The following is a 24,043-nucleotide window of genomic DNA, read 5'->3' as shown; positions in this document are numbered from 1 at the left end:
TGAAAAAAAGCGAGTCAGCGCTCGCTTTTTTCTTAAACGGTTTCTAAAAATGCTGTCACTTGTTCTGGTGTCTTCCGCTCTTTGCCGACATAACGCCCTGTTTCTTCACCATCTCGGAACGCGACAAAGCTTGGAATTCCGAAGATGTCCATTTCCTGGGCAATTTCAATGTGATCGTCGCGATCGACATAGTAAAATTCGAACGCGTCAAACGTCTGCTCGATTTCCGGCATGAACGGATCTAAAAAGCGACAATCGGGGCACCAGTTTGCTGAGAATAAAAAGACGGTCTTGCCTTGTTTTGCTGTATCGAATTCTTGTTTGGATTGTAATGTTTTCATGATGGTTTCCTCCTTTAATTTCCCTAGAAGTCATTGCCCTCATCATAGCATATTCAAATGTGACTGTGCGTTTTTGTGCTTGGTTTGCTATACTGCAACTAGAAAACACCTTGAAAGGACTTCACTATGGCAGATCAACCAATCAAACATCCGTTCGAACGCTTCGTCAGCTTCATCGGCATGACGAGTTGCTTACGTTACGGCTATTCCTTCATTGATTCCGAACGGAGCTTACCCGAAATCTTTTTATATTTAGTTGTCGGTTTCGCGGTCATCATTCTACTCGAAGCACTCGGAAAACGACTTGCTCGGAAATTACCTGTCGTGCGCATGCGTTACTTGATACCCCTCTATCTCGTTTATCTTTACATCTTCTTCACGAGTTTTTATTCGAGTTCATTCGGATTCTCTTTATGAAATGAAAAAAAGCTGATTCAAAAGGCATGTCCTTGTTTATCCACCATTCGGTCAAACAGACACATTCTTTAGAATCAGCTTTTTGTACTTAATATTCGATTTTCAAGTCACCATCTTGAATCCGACCGAGTCGAAGTAATAACCGATAGATGAGATAGCTGATGATGCCAGGCGCAATAAAACATAATACGATGACGGCTACATAGTATTCCATTTCAAACCCCATCGTCTTCAACAACATCAATGGACCAACAAAACCACTCGTCCCCATGCCCGAGCCTTCTGGGTTGCTCTCAAGCATCAACAGAACAGTCGCGAATGGCGCTAGGATAGCACCTGCGATCGTAGGCGGAATGAGAATCCAAGGATTGCGGATGATGTTTCCGACTTGGAGCATCGATGTGCCGATACTTTGTGCGATGACGCCCCCGATTCCGTTATCACGATAACTGATGACACCAAAACCAATCATTTGAGCGGCACAGCCGATCGTCGCAGCACCCGCAGCAAGTCCATCCAATCCAAGCATGATTCCAAGTGCAGCACTTGAAATCGGCGCTGTCAATGCAAGTCCCATTACAGTAGCAATGAAGATACCCATGAACAACGGTTCGCGTTCCGTCCCCCAGCGAATTATTTCACCCAGATCGGTCATGCCTTTTCCAATCCATTTCCCGGCATAACGTCCAGCAACGAATCCAACTAGCAACGTGACGAACGGCGTCAACAGAATATCGAGTCGCGTCGTCTTTGACACGAGTTTTCCAATTTCTGTTGCAAGTAGCGTCGCAATGTAACTACCTGCCGGTCCGCCAGCTTCATATCCAAATGCTCCAACCGCAACTGCTGCAAATAAGATGAGTGGCGGTGCTTCAAGCGCAAACGCTACGGCGACACCGATCGCTGGTCCCGTCAGAGCAATCGCCTGCTCGCCTAATTGAATAAGAAACCTTGCTTCGATACCACGATCTACCAACCCTTCTCCGATTGTTTGAACAATCAAGCCCATGATCAGCGAACTGAATAAACCAAGCGCCATATAACTTAATACAGTGATGAAATATACTTTAGGGCTAAGTGAAATTCCCTTTTGCTTGAACATCTTGTCACGTCCTTTACTCAACATCGCGTATCATTATACCAAATCCACTTTCGATTCGACTAGTCTGTTTTTCCAACTGACAAGACAATCAACATCATTATGTTCTCACTACAATAAAATAGACGACGGATTATAAGTCCGCCGTCTATTTTATGAGAATGGTCCTCCCCGTTCGTTATTTACTTGACTTGCAATGTTGCAAGCGTCGTCGTATCAAGATTCGTGACGAGTTTTCGTAGCAATTCCTTCGCCGCATCATAATCATCTGTATGCATGATTGACGCATGGGTATGAATATAACGTGCCGGTAAACCAACGACTGTTGTTGGAATACCATTGTTCGAGCGATGGATGACACCGCCGTCCGTTCCACCTGCACCGACGTAGTATTGATACGGAATCTTGTTCGATTCTGCCGTATCAAGGACATAATCCGTCATCTCTTTCGAAAGAATCATGACGCTGTCTTTAATACGGAGTAATGGTCCTTGTCCGAGTTGACCAAATTCCGTTTTGTCTCCTGACGCATCATTGGCTGGAGACGCATCGACGACGAACGCCACATCAGGATCGATAAGTGTCGTCGCTGTTTGGGCACCGCGCAATCCGACTTCTTCTTGAACCGTTGCACCAGAGAACAAAATGTTCGGATGATCCGCTGCTGTCGTCTCCTCCAACAATTCGATTGCCATTCCGACACCATAGCGGTTATCCCATGCTTTCGCCATGATTTTCTTCGGATTCGCCATCGGTGTGAATGGGAAAAATGGTACTGCCGGAATACCCGGACGTACACCAAACGATTCTGCTTCTTCTTTTGAATCCGCACCGATATCGATGAACATGTCTTTGATTGCCATTGGCTTATTGCGTACTTCTTCTGTTAATAAGTGTGGTGGAATCGACGCGATGACACCAGGGATGATACCGTTGTCTGTACAGATCGAGAAGCGTTGGGCAAGCAATACTTGACTCCACCAACCACCGAGCGGTTGGATCCGTAACATCCCATTCTTCGTGATTTGTGTCACCATGAATGCCACTTCATCCATGTGTCCGGCAACCATGACTTTCGGTCCTGTCGCATCCCCTGTTCGCTTCCCGAAAATCGAACCCAGTCCATCTGTAACGATCTCATCCGTGACAGGTGTAATGCGTTCGCGAACGAACTGACGCACCTCGTGTTCAAACCCTGGTGCCCCATTTAATTCCGTCAGTGTTCGAAATAACTCTCTCGTTTTTTCATTCATATGTATCGCCTCCTGTTACCCATTATACAAAAAATTGCTTCAATCACTTAACCTTTTGTTTCTCTCTGAACGAATTATTTGGTACAGTAGGAATAGAACCTGTAAGGAGGGGAATTTTAATGAAAAAACGCTATTGGATTATCGGATTGGCAGCAGCTGTCGTCGCCGCTTTCGCAGTGAAGAAGGCCGTTGACAACAAACAACTTTCTGCCGAAGAAGCGCTCGAAATCACGAAACGCACATTTTCAGCAAAAGGACGTGTCCAAGGTGCATGGATCTCTGCAACACCGGAGGCTTACGCATATGAGTCACGCGACTACCAAAGCTATAAAGGTGGCATCTCGGTCCTTGAAGGTGATGATGAAAAAACGTATCAATTCACAGTCGATGCCGAAACTGGCGCATTACTCGAATACGCTTAATCAGAAGACCGTGCTTCAATCGATGAAGTGCGGTCTTTTTTTCACGTTCCTATAAAGGAGGTATGATTCATGTCCATTCTTGCTACTATCTTCGTTTTACTTGTTTCCTTAGAGCACTTTTATATCATGGCTCTTGAAATGTTCTTTTTATCCTCTAAGGCGGCACGACGTACATTCGGACTGACGGATGAAGCGGTCGCATCTAAGCAAATCCAGACGCTTTTTGCCAATCAAGGTCTCTACAATGGATTTTTAGCTGCTGGTCTTCTGTTTGGTCTGATCCGTGAAGATATTGCTGTCCAATTGTTCTTTTTAGCTTGTGTGATCATTGCCGCACTCTATGGCGCCTTGACGGCTAATCGCTCCATTTTACTTAAACAAGGATTACCCGCCATACTCGCTTTCATCTTTATATTGTTAGCATAAAAAAAAGCCTCTACCCAAACGGGTAAAGGTTTTTTTGATTAGCGCGGGTTATCGTTGCGCTCATAAATCGGATTCATGTATTCCGAAGTAGAGTACAAACGTGGTACGACGATGTATAAGACGATCGCTGGTACAGCGATGATCAACAACATCAAGAGTACCGGTAACCAGTAAACGACTTTTTGATGAAGATTGTCCGAGTTGCTGTCGATGTATTCTTTTACGCCGTCAACTTTTGCAGCGTCGGCACTCGTCAACAATTTACCGCTATCGGCATTGAAGAAGTGGATTTCACGTTTGATTGTGATGAAGATGCCGTCACGGACTGTCTTGATGACAGCGATTCCGCCAATGACTTCTTCTCCTTTTCCGTTCGTGAACGTCTTCGGATCCTCGATTTCGACCGAACCTTTTTTATAATCGTAATGCGTCGTTGGTAATTCCTCATCTAATGCTTTTGTCATTTCTGAGGTATCAACCGCAGCAAGTACCGATTGACCGATACTTAATGCGAGAAAGAGCGCCGTTACGAAGGCTAAGCTTTTCTGCCACATCCCCAAATTCCCCCTTTACCTATAAGTACAAGTTCTTCAGTCAACAACATTGTACCAATTAATAAGAAAAAAGTGTGAAAGAAATACCAGGAAAATAAGAAAACTTTTTGTCTAAATTAATTTTGGTACGTTGCTTCCATCCGATAAATCGGTTGACCCATTGAAGAAAAACGCTCTTCATACTCTGTCCGGACGTTATCTTCCGGTTCATTCGCATGTAGATCAAGCGACATCCAGTCGAAGCGCATGCCGTACGCCGACATCGTCATCAGACTCGATTCAAACAACTTGCGATTATCGGTCTTAAAGTGAATTTGTCCTTTCGCAGGTAAGATATCTTCATACGTTGAGAGGAACGTTTTATACGTCAAACGACGTTTCGCATGACGTGTCTTCGGCCATGGATCCGAGAAGTTCAAATAAACGCGCGCTACTTCACCTTTTTCGAAGTAATCACGTAAATCTTTCGCATCGACTGTCAAGACGCGAACATTTGCTTGTGGAGCCTCTACTAATTTTTGAACGATCGTCACTGCTACGCTCTCAAAAAGTTCAATCGCGATGAAGTTGATCTCCGGATGTTGGTTTGCCATCCCTGTGATGAAGGCTCCTTTTCCTGACCCCACTTCGATGTAGATCGGATTATCATTCTTGAACTCCGTTGCCCAGTTTCCTTTCAGGGATGCTGGTTCTGCTATATAGATTGAGGATTGTTCCTTCATATAATCCTGCGCCCATGGTTTATGTCGTAAACGCACTATCGTTCATCCTTTCCAAACTTAGATTATCCGCAGATAAGTTTATCATGATTCGGGTAATTATATAAGAACTTCTTCAATCCCGATTGAAGAATGTTCAGCAGTTCGTCACTTGAGAAACAGTGAGCAATCTACTACACTAAAGGTACGTAAGAACTAAAAAGGAGGGCTATACCATGGAAGATTTCTTGATTGCTTGGGGCTCCCCCATCGTTCTCGTCATGGGCATCTGTGCCTTATTCGTCTGGGCGACTTTCGGAAAAGTCGACGTTGAATAAGCGCAATCTCTGTACCTTGTGTAATCGTACACAAGGTACTTTTTTTATTCTCTAAACGAATTTAGGTTGGATTTACCATGAAACAGATGTATACTTTTTTCGAAACAGATTATTTATTACAGCTATCGAACACCAAAAAACGTTGGTAAAAAGGAGAATTGTAATGAACGAAAATAAAAACAGAGATTCAAAAGAACTAGTACAGAAGAAAACAGGTGCAGACTTAGTCGTCGATTCACTCATCGAACAGGGTGTAGATTACATTTTTGGTATTCCTGGCGCCAAAATTGATTCCGTCTTCAATGTGTTACAGGATCGGGGACCTGAACTCATCGTTGCACGTCACGAACAAAATGCTGCATTCATGGCTCAAGCCATTGGTCGCTTGACAGACAAACCAGGCGTTGTACTTGTAACATCTGGCCCAGGCGCATCAAACTTAGCGACAGGTCTTGTGACAGCAAACTCTGAAGGTGACCCAGTTGTCGCAATCGCCGGAGCCGTTACACGAGCAGACCGCTTAAAACGAACACATCAGTCCATGGACAATCAGGCACTCTTTACACCGATTACGAACTTCAGTGCAGAAGTGCAAGATGCCGATAATATTCCAGAAGTACTGTCCAATGCTTTCCGAACAGCGGAAACGACTTCCGGGGCTGCTTTCGTTAGTATCCCGCAAGACGTCGGATTGAGCGAAGCGAACGTCACGGCATTCCGTGCGGTTGAAGCACCGAAGCTCGGTGTTGCACCAGAAGCTTGGGTTGAAGAAACAGCTCGTTTGATCCAAGATGCGAAGCTACCTGTCTTGTTGCTCGGTATGCGTGCGAGTCAGCCGGACGTCGTACATGCGATTCGTTCCCTGCTCAAACACGTCTCGATTCCTGTCGTCCAGACGTTCCAAGCGGCCGGCACATTATCACGTGAGCTTGAATCGAATTTCTATGGACGCGTCGGACTATTCCGTAACCAACCGGGAGATGCACTGCTCGCAGAAGCGGATCTCGTCCTCTCGATCGGCTATGACCCAATTGGCTATGATCCGAAATTCTGGAACCAACCGACGCACGACCGGACGCTTGTCCATATTGATCAAATGCGTGCTGAAATTGACCACTTCTATCGCCCAGACCGCGAGCTTGTCGGTGATATGGCGAAAACGGTCGATGCAATCGCCGAGCGCCTGCAACCACTCACATTACCTGAAAGTTCAGCTCAATTCCTTGAAGGATTACATCAACGTCTTGTCGATCGTGATGTTCCTCCTGTCGCGGATTCTCCGTTGACGCACCCACTCTATTTCATGAAGACGTTACGTGAAAAAATTACGGATGATGTCACTGTCACAGTCGACGTTGGTTCTCACTATATTTGGATGGCACGTCATTTCCGTTCGTACGAACCACGTCACCTTCTCTTTAGTAATGGGATGCAAACGCTTGGTGTCGCGCTTCCTTGGGCAATCGCAGCAACACTCGTACGTCCTGGTAAGAAGGCCGTCTCGATTTCAGGTGATGGTGGATTCCTCTTCTCGGCAATGGAACTTGAGACAGCTGTTCGTTTGAACTCACCACTTGTCCACTTCGTATGGCGTGATAGCGGATTCGACATGGTCGCGTTCCAACAAGAGATGAAATACAAACGGAAATCCGGTACGTCATTTGGTGACGTCGATCTCGTCAAATATGCTGAGAGTTTCGGAGCAAAAGGATTACGCGTCAATCATCCATCTGAACTAGCCGCAATCATGGATGAAGCACTCGCGACAGAAGGACCAGTCATCGTTGATGTTCCGATTGATTATCGCGACAACATCGCGCTCGGAGAACAAGTTCATCTCGATCAATTGAACTGAGGAGGATTCACATGACACACGATAAAACGCTCGTCCAGATTTCAACGATGATGGCACTGCTCGACGGAGTATTCGAGAGTGAAGTCACATACGCGTCCGTTATTGATCAACGAAATTTTGGTATCGGAACGTTCGACCACTTGGATGGTGAGATGATTGGTTTTGATGGTCAGTTCTACCAGCTCCGTTCAGACGGTAGCGCTCGACCACTTCAGCCTGAGACGACGACGCCGTTTGCGACATTGACCCGTTTCGTGCCAGAGCAAACGCTCTCCGTGACAGAAGAGATGTCAAAATCGGAATTCGAACACTGGTTGAATGAACAACTACCGACGATCAATAGTTTTTATGCCGTTCGAATTGATGGAACGTTCACAGAGGTGCAGACACGTACCGTCGCACGTCAAGAGAAACCGTTCGTTCCAATCACGGAAGCTGTCGCCTCTCAAAGCGCGCGTACTTTCGAACAAACGGAAGGAACACTCGCTGGTTACTACACACCACGGTTCGGTCACGGTATCGCCGTCGCTGGATATCATCTTCATTTCATCGATGCTGAACGCGCGGGCGGAGGCCATGTCTTTGACTACACGGTCAAGAACGTCACCGTCACATTCGAAGAAAAACCGCAGCTTGATTTACGTTTACCAACGACTGAAGCGTATCGGTCGGCGGATCTTGAAAGTCATGATATTGAAAAAGAGATTAAAATCGCAGAAGGTTAATCAAAAAAGCGTGTCGTTCCTTTTCGGAATGACACGCTTTTTAGTCGTTCGAGTATTCAAGTAACTGTTCTAGAAAATGATAGCTGTCCTCGACATCCGGATGACGCATATCTTCATACCAATACAAGGATAATACAGCTTGCGCTACGACATACCAATGCATTCGTTGTTTCAGATCATTCGTCAACGGATGACCATAATGCTCAAACCATTCGGGCCAAGCCGCTTCATCGACATAACTGTATAACATCATCCCGAGGTCATACGCACGGTCGGCAATGATCGCATCATCCCAGTCGTTCAGGTAGAGTTGACCGTCCGCTCCCGTCAACCAATTATTATGATTTAGATCTGAATGACAGACGACTTGTTCATCCGTTCTTACTTGCTCCAGATTTCGTTCGAGATAATCCAGCGCAAGTTCTACCAGTTCTGGATTCTCTAAGTCTTTTGGTTGAAAATATAAGTGACATTGGCGCAATAACTCATCAGGCTCGATCGGACGTTGGTCAAGCTGTTGTAGCATGAACAGCAATTCCTTCGAATCATGGATTTTCCCAAGCAAACGCGCCACTTCAGGACGTTCCATCATTTCCGGCTCCAACTCGTCGCCTTCAATGAATTGTTGCGCACTGATGACATCCCCGCTATAGATTCGTTTCGTCCATAATAATTTCGGGACGATTCCGTCCGCGGATAAAATCGCCAAGAACGGCGATGAATTTCGTTTTAAGAACAATTTTGATTGTCCGGTTGAAGCGATGTACGCTTCTCCTGTGATTCCACCTGCTGGCGTAAGGGTCCAGCCTTCGCCAAGCGCATCTAAAATATCTATTTCCATTATAATCCGCTCAACTTTTTTAGTAGATTTGCCTAAGGCACAATGCTTATCTTAACACGTCGCAATCGTCGTTGACAACGGAAGGACTTGAATCCTATCGACACCTTTCAGAAGCGGGTCGACCGAGGCATCATCCCCTTGGACATGTACATTCCAGCGCGAGTGATCGAGTGAGACTTCCACGATTTCGTGCGTCGTATTGTAGACAACGAGCGTGCGTTGCCACGCATCGTACGAATGGATCGCTTCGACTTCGTAGGCGATGACACCCGGACGTAAGTTGATGAAACGAAGCAGCTCTCGAACCTGATTCGCCCGGTGTAGACGGAATCCGCCATGCATTCTGCGAATTTGTAAAATCGTCTTGATATACGTAACGAGGGAGAGATGATCATCCCGGCGTTCCCAGTCCATTCGGTTGATTTCGTCCGATGCATTATAACTGTTTTCGACACCTTGTTTCGTACGCAAGAACTCTTGACCCGCATGCAGAAACGGAATGCCTTGCGCAAGCAAAGCGATCGTTTGAGCTAATCGACTCATCCGTAATAACTGAAGTTCGTCCGCTTCCGGACAGGAGATCTTCAATTTGTCGTACAGCGTATGGTTATCGTGCGCCTCGACATAGTTGATCGAATACGTCGGTTCCGGAAAACGTCCATACGTTTGGTTATCGATATGAACACTACCCGCAATCCCGTTTCGGACCTCTCCTTCTTTCCATCCGTCTCCGGCAACGAATCCTCGATCGTATGCACTGAACGTCGATCCTTTCAAGGCATCACGGAACAAGTCATTAAAATGAGCGATTCGCGGCATTTGCGCAGCCGAGGCGCTCATCGCTTTGAATCGTTCCGGCAATGCCGTCGCAAGATCCCAGCCCTCTCCATACACAAGAATCGTAGGATCAATCGCATCGAGTGCTGCACGTACTTCATTCATCGTCTCAATGTCATGAATGCCCATTAAATCAAATCGAAACGCATCAATGCGGTAGACACGAGCAAAGTACGTCAAGCAATCAACGATGAGTCGACGCATCATGAATCGTTCGGATGCGGTATCGTTTCCAACACCCGTTCCGTTTGAAAGTGTGCCGTCTACTTCATAACGGAAATAATAACCCGGAACGAGCTGTTCAAGAGAGGAACGCTCCCGAACAAAAACGTGGTTCATGACGACATCGAACGTAACACGAATCCCTGCTTCATGGAGTCGCTCCACCATATCCGCGTATTCTCGGACGCGAACGAGCGGTGCGACCGAACTCGCGTAGCTCCCAGCTAATCCGAACCAAAGCATCGGATCGTATCCCCAGTTATATGGCGACCTTGTTCGTTCATCGGTCGTTTCGAAGAAGTGGACCGGTAACAGCTGCAGATGCGTAATCCCGAGATCAAGAAGATAATCAAGACCTGTCGCATGTCCACGAGAAGAAACTGTTCCACGTTCCGCCACCCCTGCATATTGTCCCGGATGACTTGAACCAGCGGAACGATCAATCGTAAAATCGCGAATATTTGCTTCATAGATGACAGCGTCCGACGGTTTGACGAACAGAGGACGCGCGACTCGCTTTGGAAACCACTCGGAAATCGTCTGTTCAACGTCGGCGATGACACCGTAACGACCGTTTACCGATATCGCATGAGCGTATGGATCGACGACTTCATGTGTGCCAACGTAAGTCGTCACTTCATAGCGGTACCATCGTTCTGCTGATTCTTGCCCAAGTCGAAGGTGATAGGTACCTTGCTCTTGTCGCTCCATCTTGTGTCTTCCGAGTACCTGTTCATCTTGATCGTATACGATACACACGATTTGCTCTGCGACAGGCGACCAGACAGCAAAATGATACGTATCGTCTTCTTCCCAGACACCGAGCTTCTCTTCGTAACGGTACTTTCGCTCGAACGCTTCCGTCCGAACTAATCGATCAGGAACGACACGGATTGACCTGCCTGCTCCGAACACCTCATAGCGGCATTCTAACTCGACTGGTTCAAGAACCGTTAACTCATAAATCACGAACTGTTCCTCTCGATGCGTTTCGGTCTGTTGAATTTCAAGCGGTTTCCCATCACATTCAAGCGACCAGTGGATTGACGGATTGCCTTCGACCTCGACTCGGATGCTTCGAAACGATGAGAACTCTGCCCGGATCACCGGTATTACCACCTCTTGGTTCGTCATGTCTTTCGCAACGACAATGCCGTCGCTTCCTCCCCTACTCTTGAATTCGTGACTGCCCTTCACTTAGAATTGCCATTTGAAACGGAATCGATACGGTCTCTTTCAGGATTTTTTCACACACCCGCATCTGAAACGCTTTTGTATGCGGCGCACTTGCATTCATTCGTTGTAGCCAGTTTGGAAACTCGACTTTATTGACGTAAGTCGTCGTCGTTTCTTTTGGAATCTGATCAAAATAACCTGAAGGTGCTAAAATGACTCGTTCGATCGGCAAGACATAATCTCGCCCAAGTACGACTCGTAGAATATCTTCCGTCCGTTTTAAACCGATGTTCGGATTCAAAATTTGTTTTGCGGATGCCTTGAACGGTTGTTCCCGCCACAACTTATCTCGCCGGATATGATAGATACTTTCGTCACCGTCAAGCCATTCCATGATATAAATCGCGGATGGACCGACGACGAACGGACTCAATTCGACTTCCCCGACTTGATATTGAATGACGGCGCGATAAAACATTGCATACTGTTCATTCAAGAGATGTAACATCTGATAAAAGTCTAAATGACGTTTTAACGGAATCCGCCAAATGTCCTCTTCGCCCGCTCCACCAGTAACGTTTAATAATTTTTGTAACTCGAGACGTTTTTTGTACCATTTATCAAACGCTCTTCGAGATAATTGTTTACCCGGAAGTTGAATGACTTCGCTTTTTTTCATCACTTGCCACCACTTCTTCGGACGGATGAGCGTTTCCCCGGGAAATAATTCTCCAGCCTCCCATCTACGATAGACATGAGCGTAATCAAGTGCCTGATGTTCACCGAACCGTTTTGTCATCTCAAGCGGATTTTTTTCAAATCGACTATCTAAGTCATATAGTTTCATCAAGATTGCGATGGGGATCACCTCATTCCTCTTTACCTAGATGAATCCGGTAAACCGGTTCATATCGCGGCGAAACGCCTGGTCGTACTTCAAACAGAATAAGTTCACGAACAGTCCATTCCACCGGTTGTATCGGATTCGTCGTCCATTCTTCCGCCTCCGTGCGCCACTTCTTCGCGATCGTGACATGCGGAACGAATGGTTTAGTCGCACTTGGATCAATCAGACGCACTAATCGAAACAATTCCTCTGCTTCTGTTCCGAATCCGACGACACGTGGTCGCTCGTTTTGTCCAAAGGTAATTAGACGATCCAATCGAAGTACGAAAGGTTCGATCGTGCGCGCAATCTCCTGCAGTTGCTGTTTCCACGATTGTTGTTCTTTTTCACCCAATGGACCAAAAAAACGAAGCGTCAAATGGTACTCTTCTAACGTATAGACATTTCGAAAGTAATCAGATAGAGATAAACGATTAGCGATATTCGCTAATTCTTCAGAAGGAATCGGTAAGGCAACGAAAAAGTGTCGTTCCTGTCTCATCGTATCTTCACTCCTTCATTCGACCACTGACACTGTACAAGACGGCACCAAGAATACTGCTAATTGTATATACCCAAAAGACGGTATAGATTGTACTTTGGTCTAGCACAAACCCACTCATCAAGTTAAACAGTGCTGTCGCTAGCCCTGTCGTCGTTGCCATATATGTACTGACAGCTGTTGCGACCATCGTCTCTGGAACGAGTGACCGAACATAGTCTAATGCAACAGGGATCAACAATCCGACGATCATTCCTTGCATCGCAGACAATACCCAAAGCATGACGATCGGAAGCTCTAATGCGATCATCGCCGTACGAGCAGCTGACAGCAAGGAAATGAAGACAAGAACTGGAATCGCTCCGAATCGTAACAATAGACGCGAAGCGATGCGCATGAACGGGATTTCGCACAGAACGGCGACGAAGAACAAGGTCCCGACGAGCGCGGTCGTCTCTCCACGAATCGTGACGTAGCTGCCAAAGTAATAGTTATTGGCGAAGATCGGTCCGAAGATCAAACTCCCTCCCGCTAAGAATAACAAGAAGCGTCGATTCGAAAAAAGTTGTTTCAACGGTACCTGTTGTTGATGTGAAATGTGTACGCTCCCCGTTTCTTCAATACCGATCAACACAAGAAAACCAAAAACCCACGCTGCACCGGTCGCATAAAAAATCAGACCAAGTCCACCCTCCTCAGTGATTTGTCCAAGGATGAAGACGGCTAAAGCAAAACCAGCTGATCCAAAAAGACGCAAGGCGCCATAATCTACCTTACGTTTTCGTGTATATTCGATCGCTAATGTATCAACGAGTGGAATATGCGCGCACTGGAACAATGCCCAGACACATGAAATCAACAGTAAAAGTAGATAAGCGGACGTCAGTAAGTAACTTAATGTAAATACTCCAGCGGCGAGCATGGCAACGAGTAAGAGACGTTTCGGCTTTCCGAGTCGATCTGCCGCGATGCCCCAAACGGGCTGTAAGAAAATAGAGAGAATCGGTCCGATCGCAACGATTGTACCAATCTCTGAAGCGGACAGACCGAACGCATCGCTTGAAAAATAAAGCGCAAGATACGGAATGAGTGCACCTTGTCCAAAGAAAATAAAGAAATATAACGCTTGGAAATGATAAGTTTGACGATTTTTCACACGGAACTTCCTTTCAAGAAGCAATCCCCCCATCTCCACGATGCGGGGGATCATCAGTCATTATTTTGCGAGTTCATAAATTGCTTCTGCATAAATCGCGACAGCAAGCAAGAGTTCTTCAAAATCAACATATTCATCGACTTGGTGGGCAACTTCAGGACCACCTGGGAAGACTGGTCCAAATGCAACCCCTGCCGTCAACGAACGTGCATATGTACCACCACCGATAGCAATCAGATCAGCTGGTTGGTTCGTATGACGTTCATACACGGCACTCAGTGTCTGAATCAATTCATGATCCGGATCGACATGGTGTGGTGTCATATGTGTTCGAGTCTGTAACTCGAAGCCATATCCCGCTGCCGCTTCCTTGATGATTTGCAAGCGTTCCGTGAAATCTGCTGAATAAGGATAACGGATGTTGATCGACGCTGTTCCTTGCTCTTCTGCATACCGGAATACACCACCGTTGATCGTTAAGTCACCTGTCTCGTCTGAAGCAGCGACACCAATCGCTACACCGCGAGAATCACGGAACATGTGCGTGACAAGCTGAATATAACGACGACCGTTATAATCCAAGTGAAGCGTATTGAGGAAACGTGCTAAATGTAAGGCAGCATTTTTACCGTTATCCGGCTCCATGGCATGGGCTGCGACACCGTTCACATCAAGAACGAGACCTTCCGTTTCTTGCTTGACCGTCCCAGACAAGCCTTGTTCTTCAAGATACGTATGGAAATCCGTTTCAAGCGTCCCCACTTCGACGACACGAAGAAGTGCTTGGGCATGACCCGGAACCATGTTCGGACGTTCGCCACCTTCAAAACGAACGAGATGGTAGCCTGTATCAGATGCTTGCGCTGGTTTTCCTTGAATCAATAACCCATCATACAGTCCTTTTTCCGCATTGATGATCGGGAAGTCGGCATCTGGTGCAAAGCCGAGAGTCGGCATCTCTTCATGTTTGAAGTAATGATTCACACAACGCCATTCACTCTCTTCATCTCCTCCAGCAATCAAACGAATACGTTTTGAGAGCGGTAATCCGAGTTCTTTGACGATCTTCAAGGCATAATAAGCTGCCATCGTCGGTCCTTTATCATCGATTGCACCGCGCGCATACAGTTTCCCATCGACAAGCGTTGGGTTAAATGGACCGTATGTCCAGTGATCGCCACCAGCTGGTACGACGTCTAAGTGACAAAGAATACCGAGTAATTCCTCCCCTTGACCATATTCCAAATGTCCGGCGTATCCATCAACATTTTTTGTCTTGAATCCGTCTCGTTCCCCTGTCGCGAGCATCCAATCAAGGGCTCGTTTGACTTCTTGACCAAACGGTGCACCTGCTTCGATTGTTGATTCATCAAGTATACTCGGAATCCGCAGTAGTTCTTTTAAATCCTCTAATAAGTCCTCGCGACGCGCGAGTACTTCTTCTTTCCAATTCACCATCTGATTTCGCTCCTTCATTCTGGGTTGAATTCGTTTCCTATACACCTTTCTAGTATAGCGAATATTCGTTCAGATACGAACATCCAAATTCTGTTTTCTTTTTTATTTGTTTAAATAACGAACATTCAACGATGTTAAAACTCCAACTATCGACTTTACAATCTGTTTGAATATGTTTTTTATGCAAACGTTCGGTTAAATCACTTGCAATTTAACATCAAAACGTTATACTAAAGGCGAAACAACTGGATATTGCATTGTCTTTTGTCACCCGAAGCTTTAGAACACTATTCTATCCATTGGGGGAGTGGTTATACCAATGAAAGATTCTACAGACCGTATGTTGACCCGGATTAAATCGATTTATCTCTACATCCAAGAGAACGGAGCTACTACGACAGCAGAGTTGGTTGAAGAGTTTGGCATCACTTCAAGGACCGTTCAGCGGGATTTGAACGTGCTCGAATACAACAATCTCATTGTGAGCCCTCGACGCGGTACATGGACGTCGAGCAAGAAACAAAAGCAAGCGGGTTGATCCACTGTTTCACTATGTATATCTTTCGATGACGCGATTCTTCGCGTCTTTTTTTGTTATCTTTTTTAAAACGTGGGGTATAGCTATTGGGAGAAGGAGTTGAGAAGAATGAATATTTTAATCATTGGAGCAAACGGAACGACCGGACGCAAGATGGTCGAATTGATCGCTAAACAAGGTGATCATCAAGCAATCGCGGTCGTACGAGAAGAAAATCAAATCAACGATTTGATTGCACTCGGTGCATCTGAAGTCAGACTTGGGGATTTGACGAAGGATGTCAGTGGTGTCATCAGTAATGCGGACGTCGTCATCTTTGCAGCGGGTGCTGGTGGCGCATCAGACGAATTGACGCGCGCCGTCGATCAAGAAGGCGCAATTAAAGTCATCGATGCAGCAAAAGCCAACGGTATCGATCGTTTCCTGATGCTCAGTTCAGTAGGTACCGAAGAACCAAAAGGTGAATTGAAAGTATATCTCGAATCTAAAGCAACAGCAGACGCACACCTCCAGGAAAGCGGACTCAATTATACGATCGTACGTCCTGGTCCACTCAGCTATGACGACCCGGCAGGCACTGTCGAAACGAAAGAGCATTTCGATTCATACGAAGATCGTAAGGTGTCGCGTGATGATATCGCAGCATTATTCGTTCACTTGATCGATCATCCGACACAATCTCGTGTATTCGAAGTACTCAGTGGTCCTTATCCAATCGCAGAAGCATTGCGTAATCAATAATCGAAACCCATAACAAAAGGCGATGGAATGTACGCTCATTCCACCGCCTTTTCGTTTTGCTTATTCAGGTTGCCAATCAAACAAAGACAGTTCCGCTGGCGTCAGTTCACGATAATCCCCTAGCGCAAGTGCCGGATCAAGTTCCAAGAGCCCAATCGAGCGGCGCTTTAAAAAAGTGACCTCTTTCCCGAGCGCAAGCATCATCCGTTTGACTTGATGGAACTTCCCTTCCGTGATCGTCAACTCAAGCGTTGAATCTGTTTCTGTCGTCGATAAGATGACAAGTTTTCCCGGCTTTGCTCGGTAACCGTCTTCTAACGTGACGCCTGCCGCAACCGCTTCGATGTCTTCTTGCGTCAACACTCCTGTCACTTCTGCGTAATACGTTTTTTCGACGTGTTTCTTTGGAGACATTAAAGCGTGATTAAACGACCCATCATTCGTCAACAGCAATAGACCCTCTGTATCTTTATCGAGTCGTCCGACCGGGAACGGTTTGAAATACGTCACGTCTTCAAACAACAGATCAATGACGGTCTCATCTCGTTTATCTTCTGTTGCACTAATGACACCCGGTGGTTTATTCATCATCAAGTAGATGTATTTTTGATACGTGACCGGTTCGCCGTACATCAGAACTTGTTGCGTCTCGACATCGACATGTTGTTTCGGATCACGCACGATCTCACCATCGACTTGAATTGCCCCTGCCTTCAGCAGCAGCTTCACTTCTTTTCGGGAGCCTGCTCCCATGTTGGATAACAATTTATCTAGACGCATGACCTCGTCCTCGTTTCAATGAAATTTTACGTCCTAATACGACTTCTGCTAAGCCACTCCAAATCGAGAGTCCTGCAAAAATCACGATTCCGACTGCTGCACCTACGATCAGAATCAATAGAGACGCCCATGTCGTCTCTGGCAAGATGGATACCATTCCCCACTTGACGAGCGCGACACCCGCTCCCATCAAGGCGCTGATGATCAAGATCAACGACGTCCGGCGTAAGACCGTATTGAATGGGAACTTCACCGTTTGTGTGATCCGGAAGAACATTAAACCGGTCGCAACGAGATAGCCGATGATCGTCGCATATCCAGCACCTGTTCCATCACCCGTCAAATGAATCAACGGTGCATTCAAGAGATACTTCGCAAGTAATCCAGCAAGTGTTGCGATGATCGTAAAGTATTGACGGTTAATCCCTTGAAGGACCGCTGCCGTGACTGAATAAAGAGCAAGGAACAAGGCACTTGGTGCATAACTCAACAGATAGACCCATGCTGCTTGATCTTTCGGGAACAGGACGTGGAACGTTTCTTCACTGAGGAGAATCATTCCGACAACTGCAGGAATCGTCACGAAGAAGACGAGTTGATAAATCTGTGAAATTTGAGCCCGTACCTTTCGCATATCCCCCTGCGTAAATGAGGCTGTCAATAGTGGCGTCGCAGACAAAGATAAGCCCGTTGCGACAGAGACCGGAATCAAGACGATCTTATGACTATCCGCAATCAGATAAGCCGTCGCATTTCCGGCAGCTTCGAGCGTATAGCCGATACTTTGTAACGCGGCATTCATCGTGTTCTGATCAATGACTTGGTAAAGCGGCGTCGAAAGACCGACCATGACGATCGGAATCGCGTACGTCAATAATTCCTTATACAAATCCGTTAACGGGCGATCCGGCGAACGGACGGTTTGAGTAGCACGAAGCTCCTGCAGCCCACTGGATCGTTTGCGGAAGTAATAGATGAGAACCGCGACACTACCGATTGCACCAATGAATGCACTGAACGTTGCAATCGTCGCTGCAAAGGCTACACCTGAATCAAATACATAGATAGCGATGCTGACTCCTACGAGTAAGAAGATGATGCGGACGATTTGTTCCAAGATTTGCGAAATCGCTGTCGGTCCCATCGATTGATATCCTTGGAAATATCCACGCGTCATACTCATCGGTGGAATCAAGAGTAACGCAAAACTAACCCCTCGAATCGTCATCGTGACGGCATCGACGTACGAGGCTGAATCAACGTCACCGCCTGGAATCGCCCGGTGTGCTAAATACGGCGCAAGGAAGAATAAGGCGAGAAAAGAGACAACCCCGGTCAAAGACATGATTTTTAGACCAGACCGATACAAACGTTCACTCGTATCATATTCTCCTAACGCATTGTATTTGGCGACGAATTTCGAGACGGCAACAGGAATCCCCGCTGTCGCGACACCAATCATGATCGCATAGTAGTTGTAGGCATAGGTATAGAACATGATACCTGTCGCACCGACCATGAACTGAAACGGAAAGAGATAAATCAAACCCAGTGCGCGGGAAATCAGCGACGCACCGGACAGGAGCATCGTTCCACGAACGAATCCTGCATTGCCGGAAGAAGTAGACTGCTTATTACTGACTGTGGACATGGTAACATCCCTCACGCTTTCTAATTTTTAAATCGACACTCTAATCGTGATTGTCTCATTATACAAGTTCTCTCGTACACAATTGCAAATCATTATACCGCTGTCTATCTTGAATTGAAAGAGACGGTTTGTTTACAGTCGCAACTTCTGCTAAAGTGAAACAAGCAGAATTCTATGAATGAGGTGACCTTATGTACGATGTAATCGTAATCGGAGGCGGACCGAGCGGTTTGATGGCGACGCTCGCCTCTTTACAAGCCGGAGCCCGGACGCTCCTGCTCGATAAAGGAAATAAATTAGGACGAAAGCTCGCAATCTCTGGCGGCGGACGGTGTAACGTCACGAACCGAAAGCCACTCGATGAGCTCGTCCAGTCGATTCCAGGAAACGGACGTTTCCTTTATAGCGCCTTTTCTCAATTTAATAATGAATCGATCATCGATTTGTTCGAAGGATTTGGTGTCGCACTCAAAGAAGAGGATAACGGTCGGATGTTCCCGGTCTCGGATAAGGCGGCAGACGTCGTTCGTGTATTGATTGATCAAATCCGTGCACATGGCGCCGAGATTCAAACAGACGCGCAAGTCGCTACGCTCGACTTTCATCCAGATGGTTCTTTTGCAGCTGTCATCTTAGAAAACGGCATGCGTCTTGAAGCAAAAAGTTGTATCGTAGCGGTCGGCGGACAATCTGTTCCGCACACGGGTTCGACGGGTGACGGCTATCCGTGGGCTGAAAAAGCGGGTCATACGATCACGGAACTTTTCCCAACGGAAGTCCCGATTTTGTTAGGTGATACGTTCATTCATGAAAAAACATTACAAGGACTGTCGTTGCGTGACGTTGCCTTAACGGTTCACGGTAAAAAGGACAAAGCAATCAAGACACATACGGGTGATCTACTGTTCACACACTTCGGTTTAAGTGGTCCGATCGCTTTACGGTGTAGCCAATATACGATCAAAGAGCGCAAACGATCGAAAGAGACGATCGTTCATCTATCGATCGATCTCTTCCCGGATGAGTCGCTTGGTGCATTAACAGAACGCTTCCAGGCAGCACTTGCGGCAAATCCGAAGAAATCGGTTCGGAATGCCCTTCGTGGTTTTGTACCAGAACGATTGCTTGAACTCCTGTTCGCTCGAATCGGCTTTGGCGATGAAGTGTGTACACAAGTAAAGAAACAGGACTGGACGGACTTCCTGCAACAATTGAAACGATTCCCACTCAAAGCAACAGGAACGCTCGATTTCGATAAAGCCTTCGTCACTGGTGGCGGTGTCTCGATCAAAGAGATTGATCCTAAAACGATGATGTCCAAAAAGGCGGAGCGATTATTCTTCGCTGGCGAAATTCTTGATATCCATGGCTATACAGGTGGATACAATATCACAGCTGCGTTTGTGACGGGTCATTGTGCTGGTAGTCACGCTGCAGAGATGGCACGTGACACTGTCTCTTAATACAAAAAAGACCCGATTCGTCTCTGTATAATCAGAGAAATCGGGTCTTTTTTCTACATCAGTCAATCGGTGTGAACGATCGACTTGAGAATTTATCCGTGACGACTAAGGCGAACAATTCATTATCTTGTACAAAGATTCCTTTTGATCCATACACTTTCGGACTCGCTGTCTCCCCCGTAATCGTTTTCTCTTTCTGATCAATCGAATAAAGATAAAGTGCTTCTGAGTCTAACGTGTAGATCCGACCTTGCCGTTCTGCAAGACCAATCGGACGGAATCCGGATTGAAATGCTTTTTTCGCATCACTTCGCATTCCGCTCGCCGCTTCGATTTTCTCTCGTTTGACGATCGACAAGTACGGTGGTTTTTGCTTTTTCTTTAAGGCACGCTTCTTCTTTTCCGAAGCATCTGGATCAATCTTGATTTTGTCCTCTTTCATTGCAAAGTAAGTCAATTCAACACGACCAATCGAGCGAATTTGATTGATTGTATAGAATTCTTTTTTCTTCGCATCATATCCAAGACCATGGAAACTGTCTCGAATCGTCGTCCCTTGTACTTTTTCGCGTTTTTCTTCACTCCAGACGCCATCTTTTCGTTTAATCGTGACTAGAATTTGATTCGACGTCAATAAAGCGACTGTCTCTCCGTCAACGAGTGTCATCCCGTCAAGACCAGACAATAAGAGATTCCCTTCTTCCAACTGAAACGTCGCATTGATGCGTTCTCCAGTTCCACTGATTTCAAAGAAACGATAGTCCTCTGTTACGACGAGGTACGAACCGATGGAATCATCATATAACATCTGTTGAACATTTTTAATCAACGGTTCTTCTGGATTCGGAATGGCTGAAGGCGTTTTCGGTGGCACCTGTTTGACAGCTGCCTGATGCTTCGATTGCGTCTCGATTTTCGCGAACGTTTCTTGAATACGTGACAACGTCTCTGGCTTTGAGAAGACGAGCAGTATACAAAGGATCAACCCCGAAACGACAGCAAAAATCGTTGTATAGACTATATAAGATCGTTTCATTGATGGTACTCGCCTTTCTTTCTCGGTTTCTGATTCAGTGTAGCAGAAGGACGTTCAAAAAAAAAGCGAACTTGCGACGGAAATGAAGAAACCCCCTCCATTCGCATCAAGTGAATGAAAGGGGTTATGGCTTAGTTCGCCACGATATTGATCAATTTTTTCGGTACGACGATGACTTTCCGAACCGTCTTGTCGCCAATCCATTCTTGTGTCTTTTCATCAGCAAAGGCAAGTGCTTCGATTTCTTCTTTTGTCGCATCGATGTTGATTTCGATTTTCGAGCGAACTTTACCGTTCACTTGAATGACGAATTCCATCGTATCGCTGACAAGTTTTGATTCATCGAATGTTGGCCATGCCGCATACGTCAATGTCTCTTCAAAGCCAAGTTGTTCCCAGAGTTCCTCACCAAGGTGCGGTGCGACTGGTGTTAACAATTGAATGAATCCACGAAGGAAGTGACGCGGGAGAACCGGCTGTTTATTCGCTTCGTTGACGAAGACCATGAGTTGCGAAATCCCGGTGTTGAACTGAATGTTCGCGAAGTCTTCCGTGACCTTCTTGACGGTCTGGTGGTATGTCCGTTCGAAGTCAGCATCGACTTCCGTGACGTCTTGAATGTCTGCTGTCCGTTCGAACAAGCGCCAGACACGGTCGAGGAAACGACGCGCCCCGTCAAGACCGTTCTCAGACCAGGCAACCGATGCATCGAGTGGTCCCATGAACATTTCGTATAAACGTAACGTATCAGCACCATGCGACTTGACGATTTCATCTGGGTTGATGACGTTACCGCGAGATTTTGACATTTTCTCGTTGTTCTCTCCAAGGATCATTCCTTGGTTGTATAACTTCTGGAATGGTTCTTTTGTTGGTACGACGCCTGCATCATACAAGACTTTATGCCAGAAGCGCGCATACAACAAGTGGAGAACAGCATGTTCTGCTCCACCGATGTAAATATCGACTGGAAGCCAGTATTTTAATTTTTCCGGATCCGCAATCGCTTCTTCATTGTGTGGATCGATGAAACGAAGGTAATACCAGCAGCTTCCTCCCCATTGTGGCATCGTATTCGTCTCGCGACGGCCTTTCATTCCTGTTTCAGGATCCGTGTAATCCAACCAGTCTTCAGCAAGCGCAAGTGGTGATTCGCCTGTACCAGACGGTTTGATTTCTGGAATGATTGGAAGCTCAAGTGGTAATTCCTCTTGATTGAGTGTTTTCATCGAACCATCTTCCATATGAACGACTGGAATCGGCTCGCCCCAATACCGTTGACGACTGAACAACCAGTCTCGGAGTCGATACGTGATTTTTTTACGACCAACTTGATTCGTTTCGAGTTCAGCGATCATCGTCTCGATTGCTTCTTGTTTCCCAAGTCCATCAAGCATATGCGAGTTGACGTGTTCGCCCTCTCCTGTGTAGGCTGCTTCGTCGACATTTCCACCCGCGACGACTTCAACGATCGGTAAGTCGAATTGTTTCGCGAATTCGTGGTCGCGCTCATCGTGTCCTGGAACAGCCATGATCGCACCTGTTCCGTAAGAAGCAAGGACGTAATCAGCGATCCAGATTGGAAGACGATCGCCTGAGATCGGATTGACCGCAAAAGCACCCGTGAAGACACCCGTTTTTTCCTTCGCTAAATCCGTTCGCTCGAGATCTGTCTTCGTTTGGACTTGCGAAATGTACGCATCGACGGCTTCCTTGTGATCCGCTGTCGTGATGTCAGCTACGAATGGATGCTCCGGTGCAAGTACTAGATACGTCGCACCGAAGATCGTGTCCGGACGTGTCGTAAAGACCGTGACTTGTTTTTTATGTCCATCAATCGTGAAATCAATCTCAGCACCCTCAGATTTCCCGATCCAGTTGCGTTGCATCTCTTTGACAGAATCCGGCCAATCGAGATCATCCAGATCTTCAAGAAGGCGATCCGCATATTCCGTGATTTTCAAGACCCATTGACGCATCGGAACACGCACAACCGGATGATTTCCGCGTTCGGATAATCCGTCGATGACCTCTTCATTCGCAAGGACAGTTCCAAGTGCCGGGCACCAGTTGACTGCGACTTCGTCTACGAAGGCAAGTCCTTTTTCATACAACTTCGTAAAGATCCACTGCGTCCATTTGTAGTATTTTGGATCCGTTGTGTTGATTTCACGATCCCAGTCATACGAGAATCCAAGTTCTTTAAGCTGACGCTTGAACGTCTCGATGTTTTTCGCTGTGAATTCGCGTGGATCGTTTCCTGTATCGAGCGCGTATTGTTCTGCTGGTAATCCGAACGCATCCCATCCCATTGGGTGAAGGACGTTGTATCCTTGCATCCGCTTCATCCGTGCGAGGATATCCGTTGCTGTGTAACCTTCCGGATGACCAACGTGGAGTCCAGCACCTGACGGATACGGGAACATATCAAGGGCATAGAACCCTTCTTTTTCTGGATCTTCTGTCGTGACGAAGGCGTTGTCTTGATCCCAACGCGCCTGCCATTTCGGTTCAATTTCGCGATGATTGTACGGCATGTCTTTTCCTCCTCTAATCTAAAAAAACCGGTCTTCCGCCCCTAAGAAAAGGGACGAAAGACCGGTTTGGCTTCCGCGGTACCACCCACGT

General features: G+C 46.5%; 24 protein-coding genes and 1 other annotated feature (1 of these 25 cut by a window edge). Of the genes, 9 read left to right on the top strand and 15 right to left on the bottom strand.

Features of this window, described 5'->3' with window-relative positions:
* Positions 1 to 32 precede the first annotated feature (32 nt).
* Complete coding sequence (locus HZS85_RS02635) at positions 33 to 341, bottom strand: thioredoxin family protein (protein ID WP_214852781.1); 309 nt, start codon at positions 339 to 341, stop codon at positions 33 to 35.
* 126 nt (positions 342 to 467) lie between these two features.
* On the opposite strand from HZS85_RS02635, the gene HZS85_RS02630 reads away from it, so the two are divergent.
* Positions 468 to 758: a hypothetical protein gene (locus HZS85_RS02630; protein ID WP_214852779.1), complete on the top strand. Its 291-nt coding sequence runs from the start codon at positions 468 to 470 to the stop codon at positions 756 to 758.
* Between the two features lie 88 nt (positions 759 to 846).
* Here the strand turns inward: HZS85_RS02630 and HZS85_RS02625 are convergent, their stop codons facing one another.
* Positions 847 to 1,860 carry a PTS sugar transporter subunit IIC gene (locus tag HZS85_RS02625; RefSeq protein ID WP_214852777.1) on the bottom strand — a complete coding sequence of 338 codons (1,014 nt, stop codon included), beginning with the start codon at positions 1,858 to 1,860 and terminating at the stop codon, positions 847 to 849.
* A gap of 179 nt (positions 1,861 to 2,039) precedes the next feature.
* Positions 2,040 to 3,110 carry a M42 family metallopeptidase gene (locus HZS85_RS02620; protein ID WP_214852775.1) on the bottom strand — a complete coding sequence of 357 codons (1,071 nt, stop codon included), beginning with the start codon at positions 3,108 to 3,110 and terminating at the stop codon, positions 2,040 to 2,042.
* 119 nt (positions 3,111 to 3,229) lie between these two features.
* Between HZS85_RS02620 and HZS85_RS02615 the strand changes: the two genes are divergently transcribed.
* Together HZS85_RS02615 and HZS85_RS02610 are read left to right on the top strand one after the other, a co-directional pair.
* Positions 3,230 to 3,532 carry a PepSY domain-containing protein gene (locus HZS85_RS02615; protein WP_012371126.1) on the top strand — a complete coding sequence of 101 codons (303 nt, stop codon included), beginning with the start codon at positions 3,230 to 3,232 and terminating at the stop codon, positions 3,530 to 3,532.
* Between the two features lie 69 nt (positions 3,533 to 3,601).
* Positions 3,602 to 3,958 carry a DUF1304 domain-containing protein gene (locus tag HZS85_RS02610; protein ID WP_214852773.1) on the top strand — a complete coding sequence of 119 codons (357 nt, stop codon included), beginning with the start codon at positions 3,602 to 3,604 and terminating at the stop codon, positions 3,956 to 3,958.
* A 38-nt stretch (positions 3,959 to 3,996) separates the two neighbouring features.
* Here HZS85_RS02610 and HZS85_RS02605 read toward each other — a convergent pair whose 3' ends face one another.
* Positions 3,997 to 4,512, bottom strand: a complete 516-nt coding sequence (locus HZS85_RS02605) for a hypothetical protein (protein WP_214852771.1) — start codon at positions 4,510 to 4,512, stop codon at positions 3,997 to 3,999.
* 116 nt (positions 4,513 to 4,628) lie between these two features.
* Positions 4,629 to 5,270, bottom strand: coding sequence for a tRNA (guanosine(46)-N7)-methyltransferase TrmB (gene trmB, locus HZS85_RS02600; protein WP_035406161.1), 642 nt, complete (start codon positions 5,268 to 5,270; stop codon positions 4,629 to 4,631).
* A 176-nt stretch (positions 5,271 to 5,446) separates the two neighbouring features.
* Between trmB and HZS85_RS17000 the strand changes: the two genes are divergently transcribed.
* The 3 genes from HZS85_RS17000 to budA all read left to right on the top strand — a co-directional run bounded on the left by HZS85_RS17000 (position 5,447) and on the right by budA (position 8,128).
* Complete coding sequence (locus HZS85_RS17000) at positions 5,447 to 5,548, top strand: cytochrome bd oxidase small subunit CydS family protein (RefSeq protein ID WP_414651135.1); 102 nt, start codon at positions 5,447 to 5,449, stop codon at positions 5,546 to 5,548.
* Between the two features lie 163 nt (positions 5,549 to 5,711).
* Positions 5,712 to 7,403: an acetolactate synthase AlsS gene (alsS, locus tag HZS85_RS02595; RefSeq protein ID WP_214852769.1), complete on the top strand. Its 1,692-nt coding sequence runs from the start codon at positions 5,712 to 5,714 to the stop codon at positions 7,401 to 7,403.
* A gap of 11 nt (positions 7,404 to 7,414) precedes the next feature.
* Complete coding sequence (gene budA, locus HZS85_RS02590; protein ID WP_214852765.1) at positions 7,415 to 8,128, top strand: acetolactate decarboxylase; 714 nt, start codon at positions 7,415 to 7,417, stop codon at positions 8,126 to 8,128.
* Between the two features lie 40 nt (positions 8,129 to 8,168).
* Here the strand turns inward: budA and HZS85_RS02585 are convergent, their stop codons facing one another.
* From HZS85_RS02585 to pepV, 6 genes are all read right to left on the bottom strand, one after another.
* Positions 8,169 to 8,969: a phosphotransferase family protein gene (locus HZS85_RS02585; RefSeq protein ID WP_214852763.1), complete on the bottom strand. Its 801-nt coding sequence runs from the start codon at positions 8,967 to 8,969 to the stop codon at positions 8,169 to 8,171.
* A 51-nt stretch (positions 8,970 to 9,020) separates the two neighbouring features.
* A complete protein-coding gene (gene pulA / locus HZS85_RS02580) occupies positions 9,021 to 11,135 on the bottom strand; it encodes a type I pullulanase (protein WP_312067508.1) in 2,115 nt (704 codons plus the stop codon).
* A 61-nt stretch (positions 11,136 to 11,196) separates the two neighbouring features.
* A complete protein-coding gene (locus HZS85_RS02575; protein ID WP_290757761.1) occupies positions 11,197 to 12,072 on the bottom strand; it encodes a hypothetical protein in 876 nt (291 codons plus the stop codon).
* 1 nt (position 12,073) lies between these two features.
* Positions 12,074 to 12,592 (bottom strand): RNA 2',3'-cyclic phosphodiesterase, encoded by a 519-nt coding sequence (thpR, locus tag HZS85_RS02570; protein ID WP_214852761.1) that lies wholly within the window; start codon positions 12,590 to 12,592, stop codon positions 12,074 to 12,076.
* Between the two features lie 7 nt (positions 12,593 to 12,599).
* Positions 12,600 to 13,748: an MFS transporter gene (locus HZS85_RS02565; RefSeq protein WP_214852759.1), complete on the bottom strand. Its 1,149-nt coding sequence runs from the start codon at positions 13,746 to 13,748 to the stop codon at positions 12,600 to 12,602.
* Between the two features lie 60 nt (positions 13,749 to 13,808).
* Positions 13,809 to 15,206: a dipeptidase PepV gene (gene pepV / locus HZS85_RS02560; RefSeq protein ID WP_214852744.1), complete on the bottom strand. Its 1,398-nt coding sequence runs from the start codon at positions 15,204 to 15,206 to the stop codon at positions 13,809 to 13,811.
* A gap of 319 nt (positions 15,207 to 15,525) precedes the next feature.
* On the opposite strand from pepV, the gene HZS85_RS02555 reads away from it, so the two are divergent.
* The gene (locus HZS85_RS02555) at positions 15,526 to 15,744 is read left to right on the top strand and encodes a DeoR family transcriptional regulator (RefSeq protein WP_023469095.1); all 219 of its coding nucleotides are present in this window, start codon (positions 15,526 to 15,528) and stop codon (positions 15,742 to 15,744) included.
* Positions 15,745 to 15,852: 108 nt separating this feature from the next.
* Positions 15,853 to 16,485, top strand: a complete 633-nt coding sequence (locus tag HZS85_RS02550) for an SDR family oxidoreductase (protein WP_035406145.1) — start codon at positions 15,853 to 15,855, stop codon at positions 16,483 to 16,485.
* A 60-nt stretch (positions 16,486 to 16,545) separates the two neighbouring features.
* Here the strand turns inward: HZS85_RS02550 and HZS85_RS02545 are convergent, their stop codons facing one another.
* Both HZS85_RS02545 and HZS85_RS02540 read right to left on the bottom strand, forming a co-directional pair.
* The gene (locus tag HZS85_RS02545) at positions 16,546 to 17,265 is read right to left on the bottom strand and encodes a pseudouridine synthase (protein WP_214852740.1); all 720 of its coding nucleotides are present in this window, start codon (positions 17,263 to 17,265) and stop codon (positions 16,546 to 16,548) included.
* Positions 17,252 to 18,916, bottom strand: a complete 1,665-nt coding sequence (locus tag HZS85_RS02540; protein WP_214852737.1) for a putative polysaccharide biosynthesis protein — start codon at positions 18,914 to 18,916, stop codon at positions 17,252 to 17,254. The genes HZS85_RS02545 and HZS85_RS02540 overlap by 14 nt, the downstream gene beginning before the upstream one ends.
* Before the next feature lie 191 nt (positions 18,917 to 19,107).
* Here HZS85_RS02540 and HZS85_RS02535 point away from each other — a divergent pair, with 191 nt between their 5' ends.
* Positions 19,108 to 20,379: a BaiN/RdsA family NAD(P)/FAD-dependent oxidoreductase gene (locus HZS85_RS02535; protein WP_035406136.1), complete on the top strand. Its 1,272-nt coding sequence runs from the start codon at positions 19,108 to 19,110 to the stop codon at positions 20,377 to 20,379.
* Positions 20,380 to 20,437: 58 nt separating this feature from the next.
* Here HZS85_RS02535 and HZS85_RS02530 read toward each other — a convergent pair whose 3' ends face one another.
* Positions 20,438 to 21,415: a hypothetical protein gene (locus tag HZS85_RS02530; protein ID WP_214852734.1), complete on the bottom strand. Its 978-nt coding sequence runs from the start codon at positions 21,413 to 21,415 to the stop codon at positions 20,438 to 20,440.
* A gap of 131 nt (positions 21,416 to 21,546) precedes the next feature.
* Positions 21,547 to 23,952, bottom strand: coding sequence for a leucine--tRNA ligase (gene leuS, locus HZS85_RS02525; RefSeq protein ID WP_214852727.1), 2,406 nt, complete (start codon positions 23,950 to 23,952; stop codon positions 21,547 to 21,549).
* A 46-nt stretch (positions 23,953 to 23,998) separates the two neighbouring features.
* Positions 23,999 to 24,043: a binding site (T-box leader), on the bottom strand (it continues 178 nt past the right edge of the window).

Origin of the sequence: Exiguobacterium sp. s130 (genome assembly GCF_018619055.1) — a bacterium.
Lineage (GTDB): Bacteria > Bacillota > Bacilli > Exiguobacteriales > Exiguobacteriaceae > Exiguobacterium_A.
The sequence above is the reverse complement of the archived record's forward strand: the minus strand, read 5'-3'. Positions and strand labels throughout refer to the sequence as shown.

Excerpts from the sequence above, each read along its gene's own strand:
- budA (WP_214852765.1), top strand. The coding sequence starts at position 7,415 with ATGACACACGATAAAACGCTCGTCCAGATTTCAACGATGATGGCACTG.
- thpR (WP_214852761.1), bottom strand. The coding sequence starts at position 12,592 with ATGAGACAGGAACGACACTTTTTCGTTGCCTTACCGATTCCTTCTGAA.
- HZS85_RS02545 (WP_214852740.1), bottom strand. The coding sequence starts at position 17,265 with ATGCGTCTAGATAAATTGTTATCCAACATGGGAGCAGGCTCCCGAAAA.
- HZS85_RS02540 (WP_214852737.1), bottom strand. The coding sequence starts at position 18,916 with ATGTCCACAGTCAGTAATAAGCAGTCTACTTCTTCCGGCAATGCAGGA.
- HZS85_RS17000 (WP_414651135.1), top strand. The coding sequence starts at position 5,447 with ATGGAAGATTTCTTGATTGCTTGGGGCTCCCCCATCGTTCTCGTCATG.
- HZS85_RS02530 (WP_214852734.1), bottom strand. The coding sequence starts at position 21,415 with ATGAAACGATCTTATATAGTCTATACAACGATTTTTGCTGTCGTTTCG.
- HZS85_RS02550 (WP_035406145.1), top strand. The coding sequence starts at position 15,853 with ATGAATATTTTAATCATTGGAGCAAACGGAACGACCGGACGCAAGATG.
- HZS85_RS02610 (WP_214852773.1), top strand. The coding sequence starts at position 3,602 with ATGTCCATTCTTGCTACTATCTTCGTTTTACTTGTTTCCTTAGAGCAC.
- HZS85_RS02615 (WP_012371126.1), top strand. The coding sequence starts at position 3,230 with ATGAAAAAACGCTATTGGATTATCGGATTGGCAGCAGCTGTCGTCGCC.
- HZS85_RS02625 (WP_214852777.1), bottom strand. The coding sequence starts at position 1,860 with ATGTTCAAGCAAAAGGGAATTTCACTTAGCCCTAAAGTATATTTCATC.
- HZS85_RS02620 (WP_214852775.1), bottom strand. The coding sequence starts at position 3,110 with ATGAATGAAAAAACGAGAGAGTTATTTCGAACACTGACGGAATTAAAT.
- alsS (WP_214852769.1), top strand. The coding sequence starts at position 5,712 with ATGAACGAAAATAAAAACAGAGATTCAAAAGAACTAGTACAGAAGAAA.
- HZS85_RS02555 (WP_023469095.1), top strand. The coding sequence starts at position 15,526 with ATGAAAGATTCTACAGACCGTATGTTGACCCGGATTAAATCGATTTAT.
- HZS85_RS02585 (WP_214852763.1), bottom strand. The coding sequence starts at position 8,969 with ATGGAAATAGATATTTTAGATGCGCTTGGCGAAGGCTGGACCCTTACG.
- leuS (WP_214852727.1), bottom strand. The coding sequence starts at position 23,952 with ATGCCGTACAATCATCGCGAAATTGAACCGAAATGGCAGGCGCGTTGG.
- pepV (WP_214852744.1), bottom strand. The coding sequence starts at position 15,206 with ATGGTGAATTGGAAAGAAGAAGTACTCGCGCGTCGCGAGGACTTATTA.
- HZS85_RS02605 (WP_214852771.1), bottom strand. The coding sequence starts at position 4,512 with ATGTGGCAGAAAAGCTTAGCCTTCGTAACGGCGCTCTTTCTCGCATTA.
- HZS85_RS02635 (WP_214852781.1), bottom strand. The coding sequence starts at position 341 with ATGAAAACATTACAATCCAAACAAGAATTCGATACAGCAAAACAAGGC.
- HZS85_RS02630 (WP_214852779.1), top strand. The coding sequence starts at position 468 with ATGGCAGATCAACCAATCAAACATCCGTTCGAACGCTTCGTCAGCTTC.
- HZS85_RS02535 (WP_035406136.1), top strand. The coding sequence starts at position 19,108 with ATGTACGATGTAATCGTAATCGGAGGCGGACCGAGCGGTTTGATGGCG.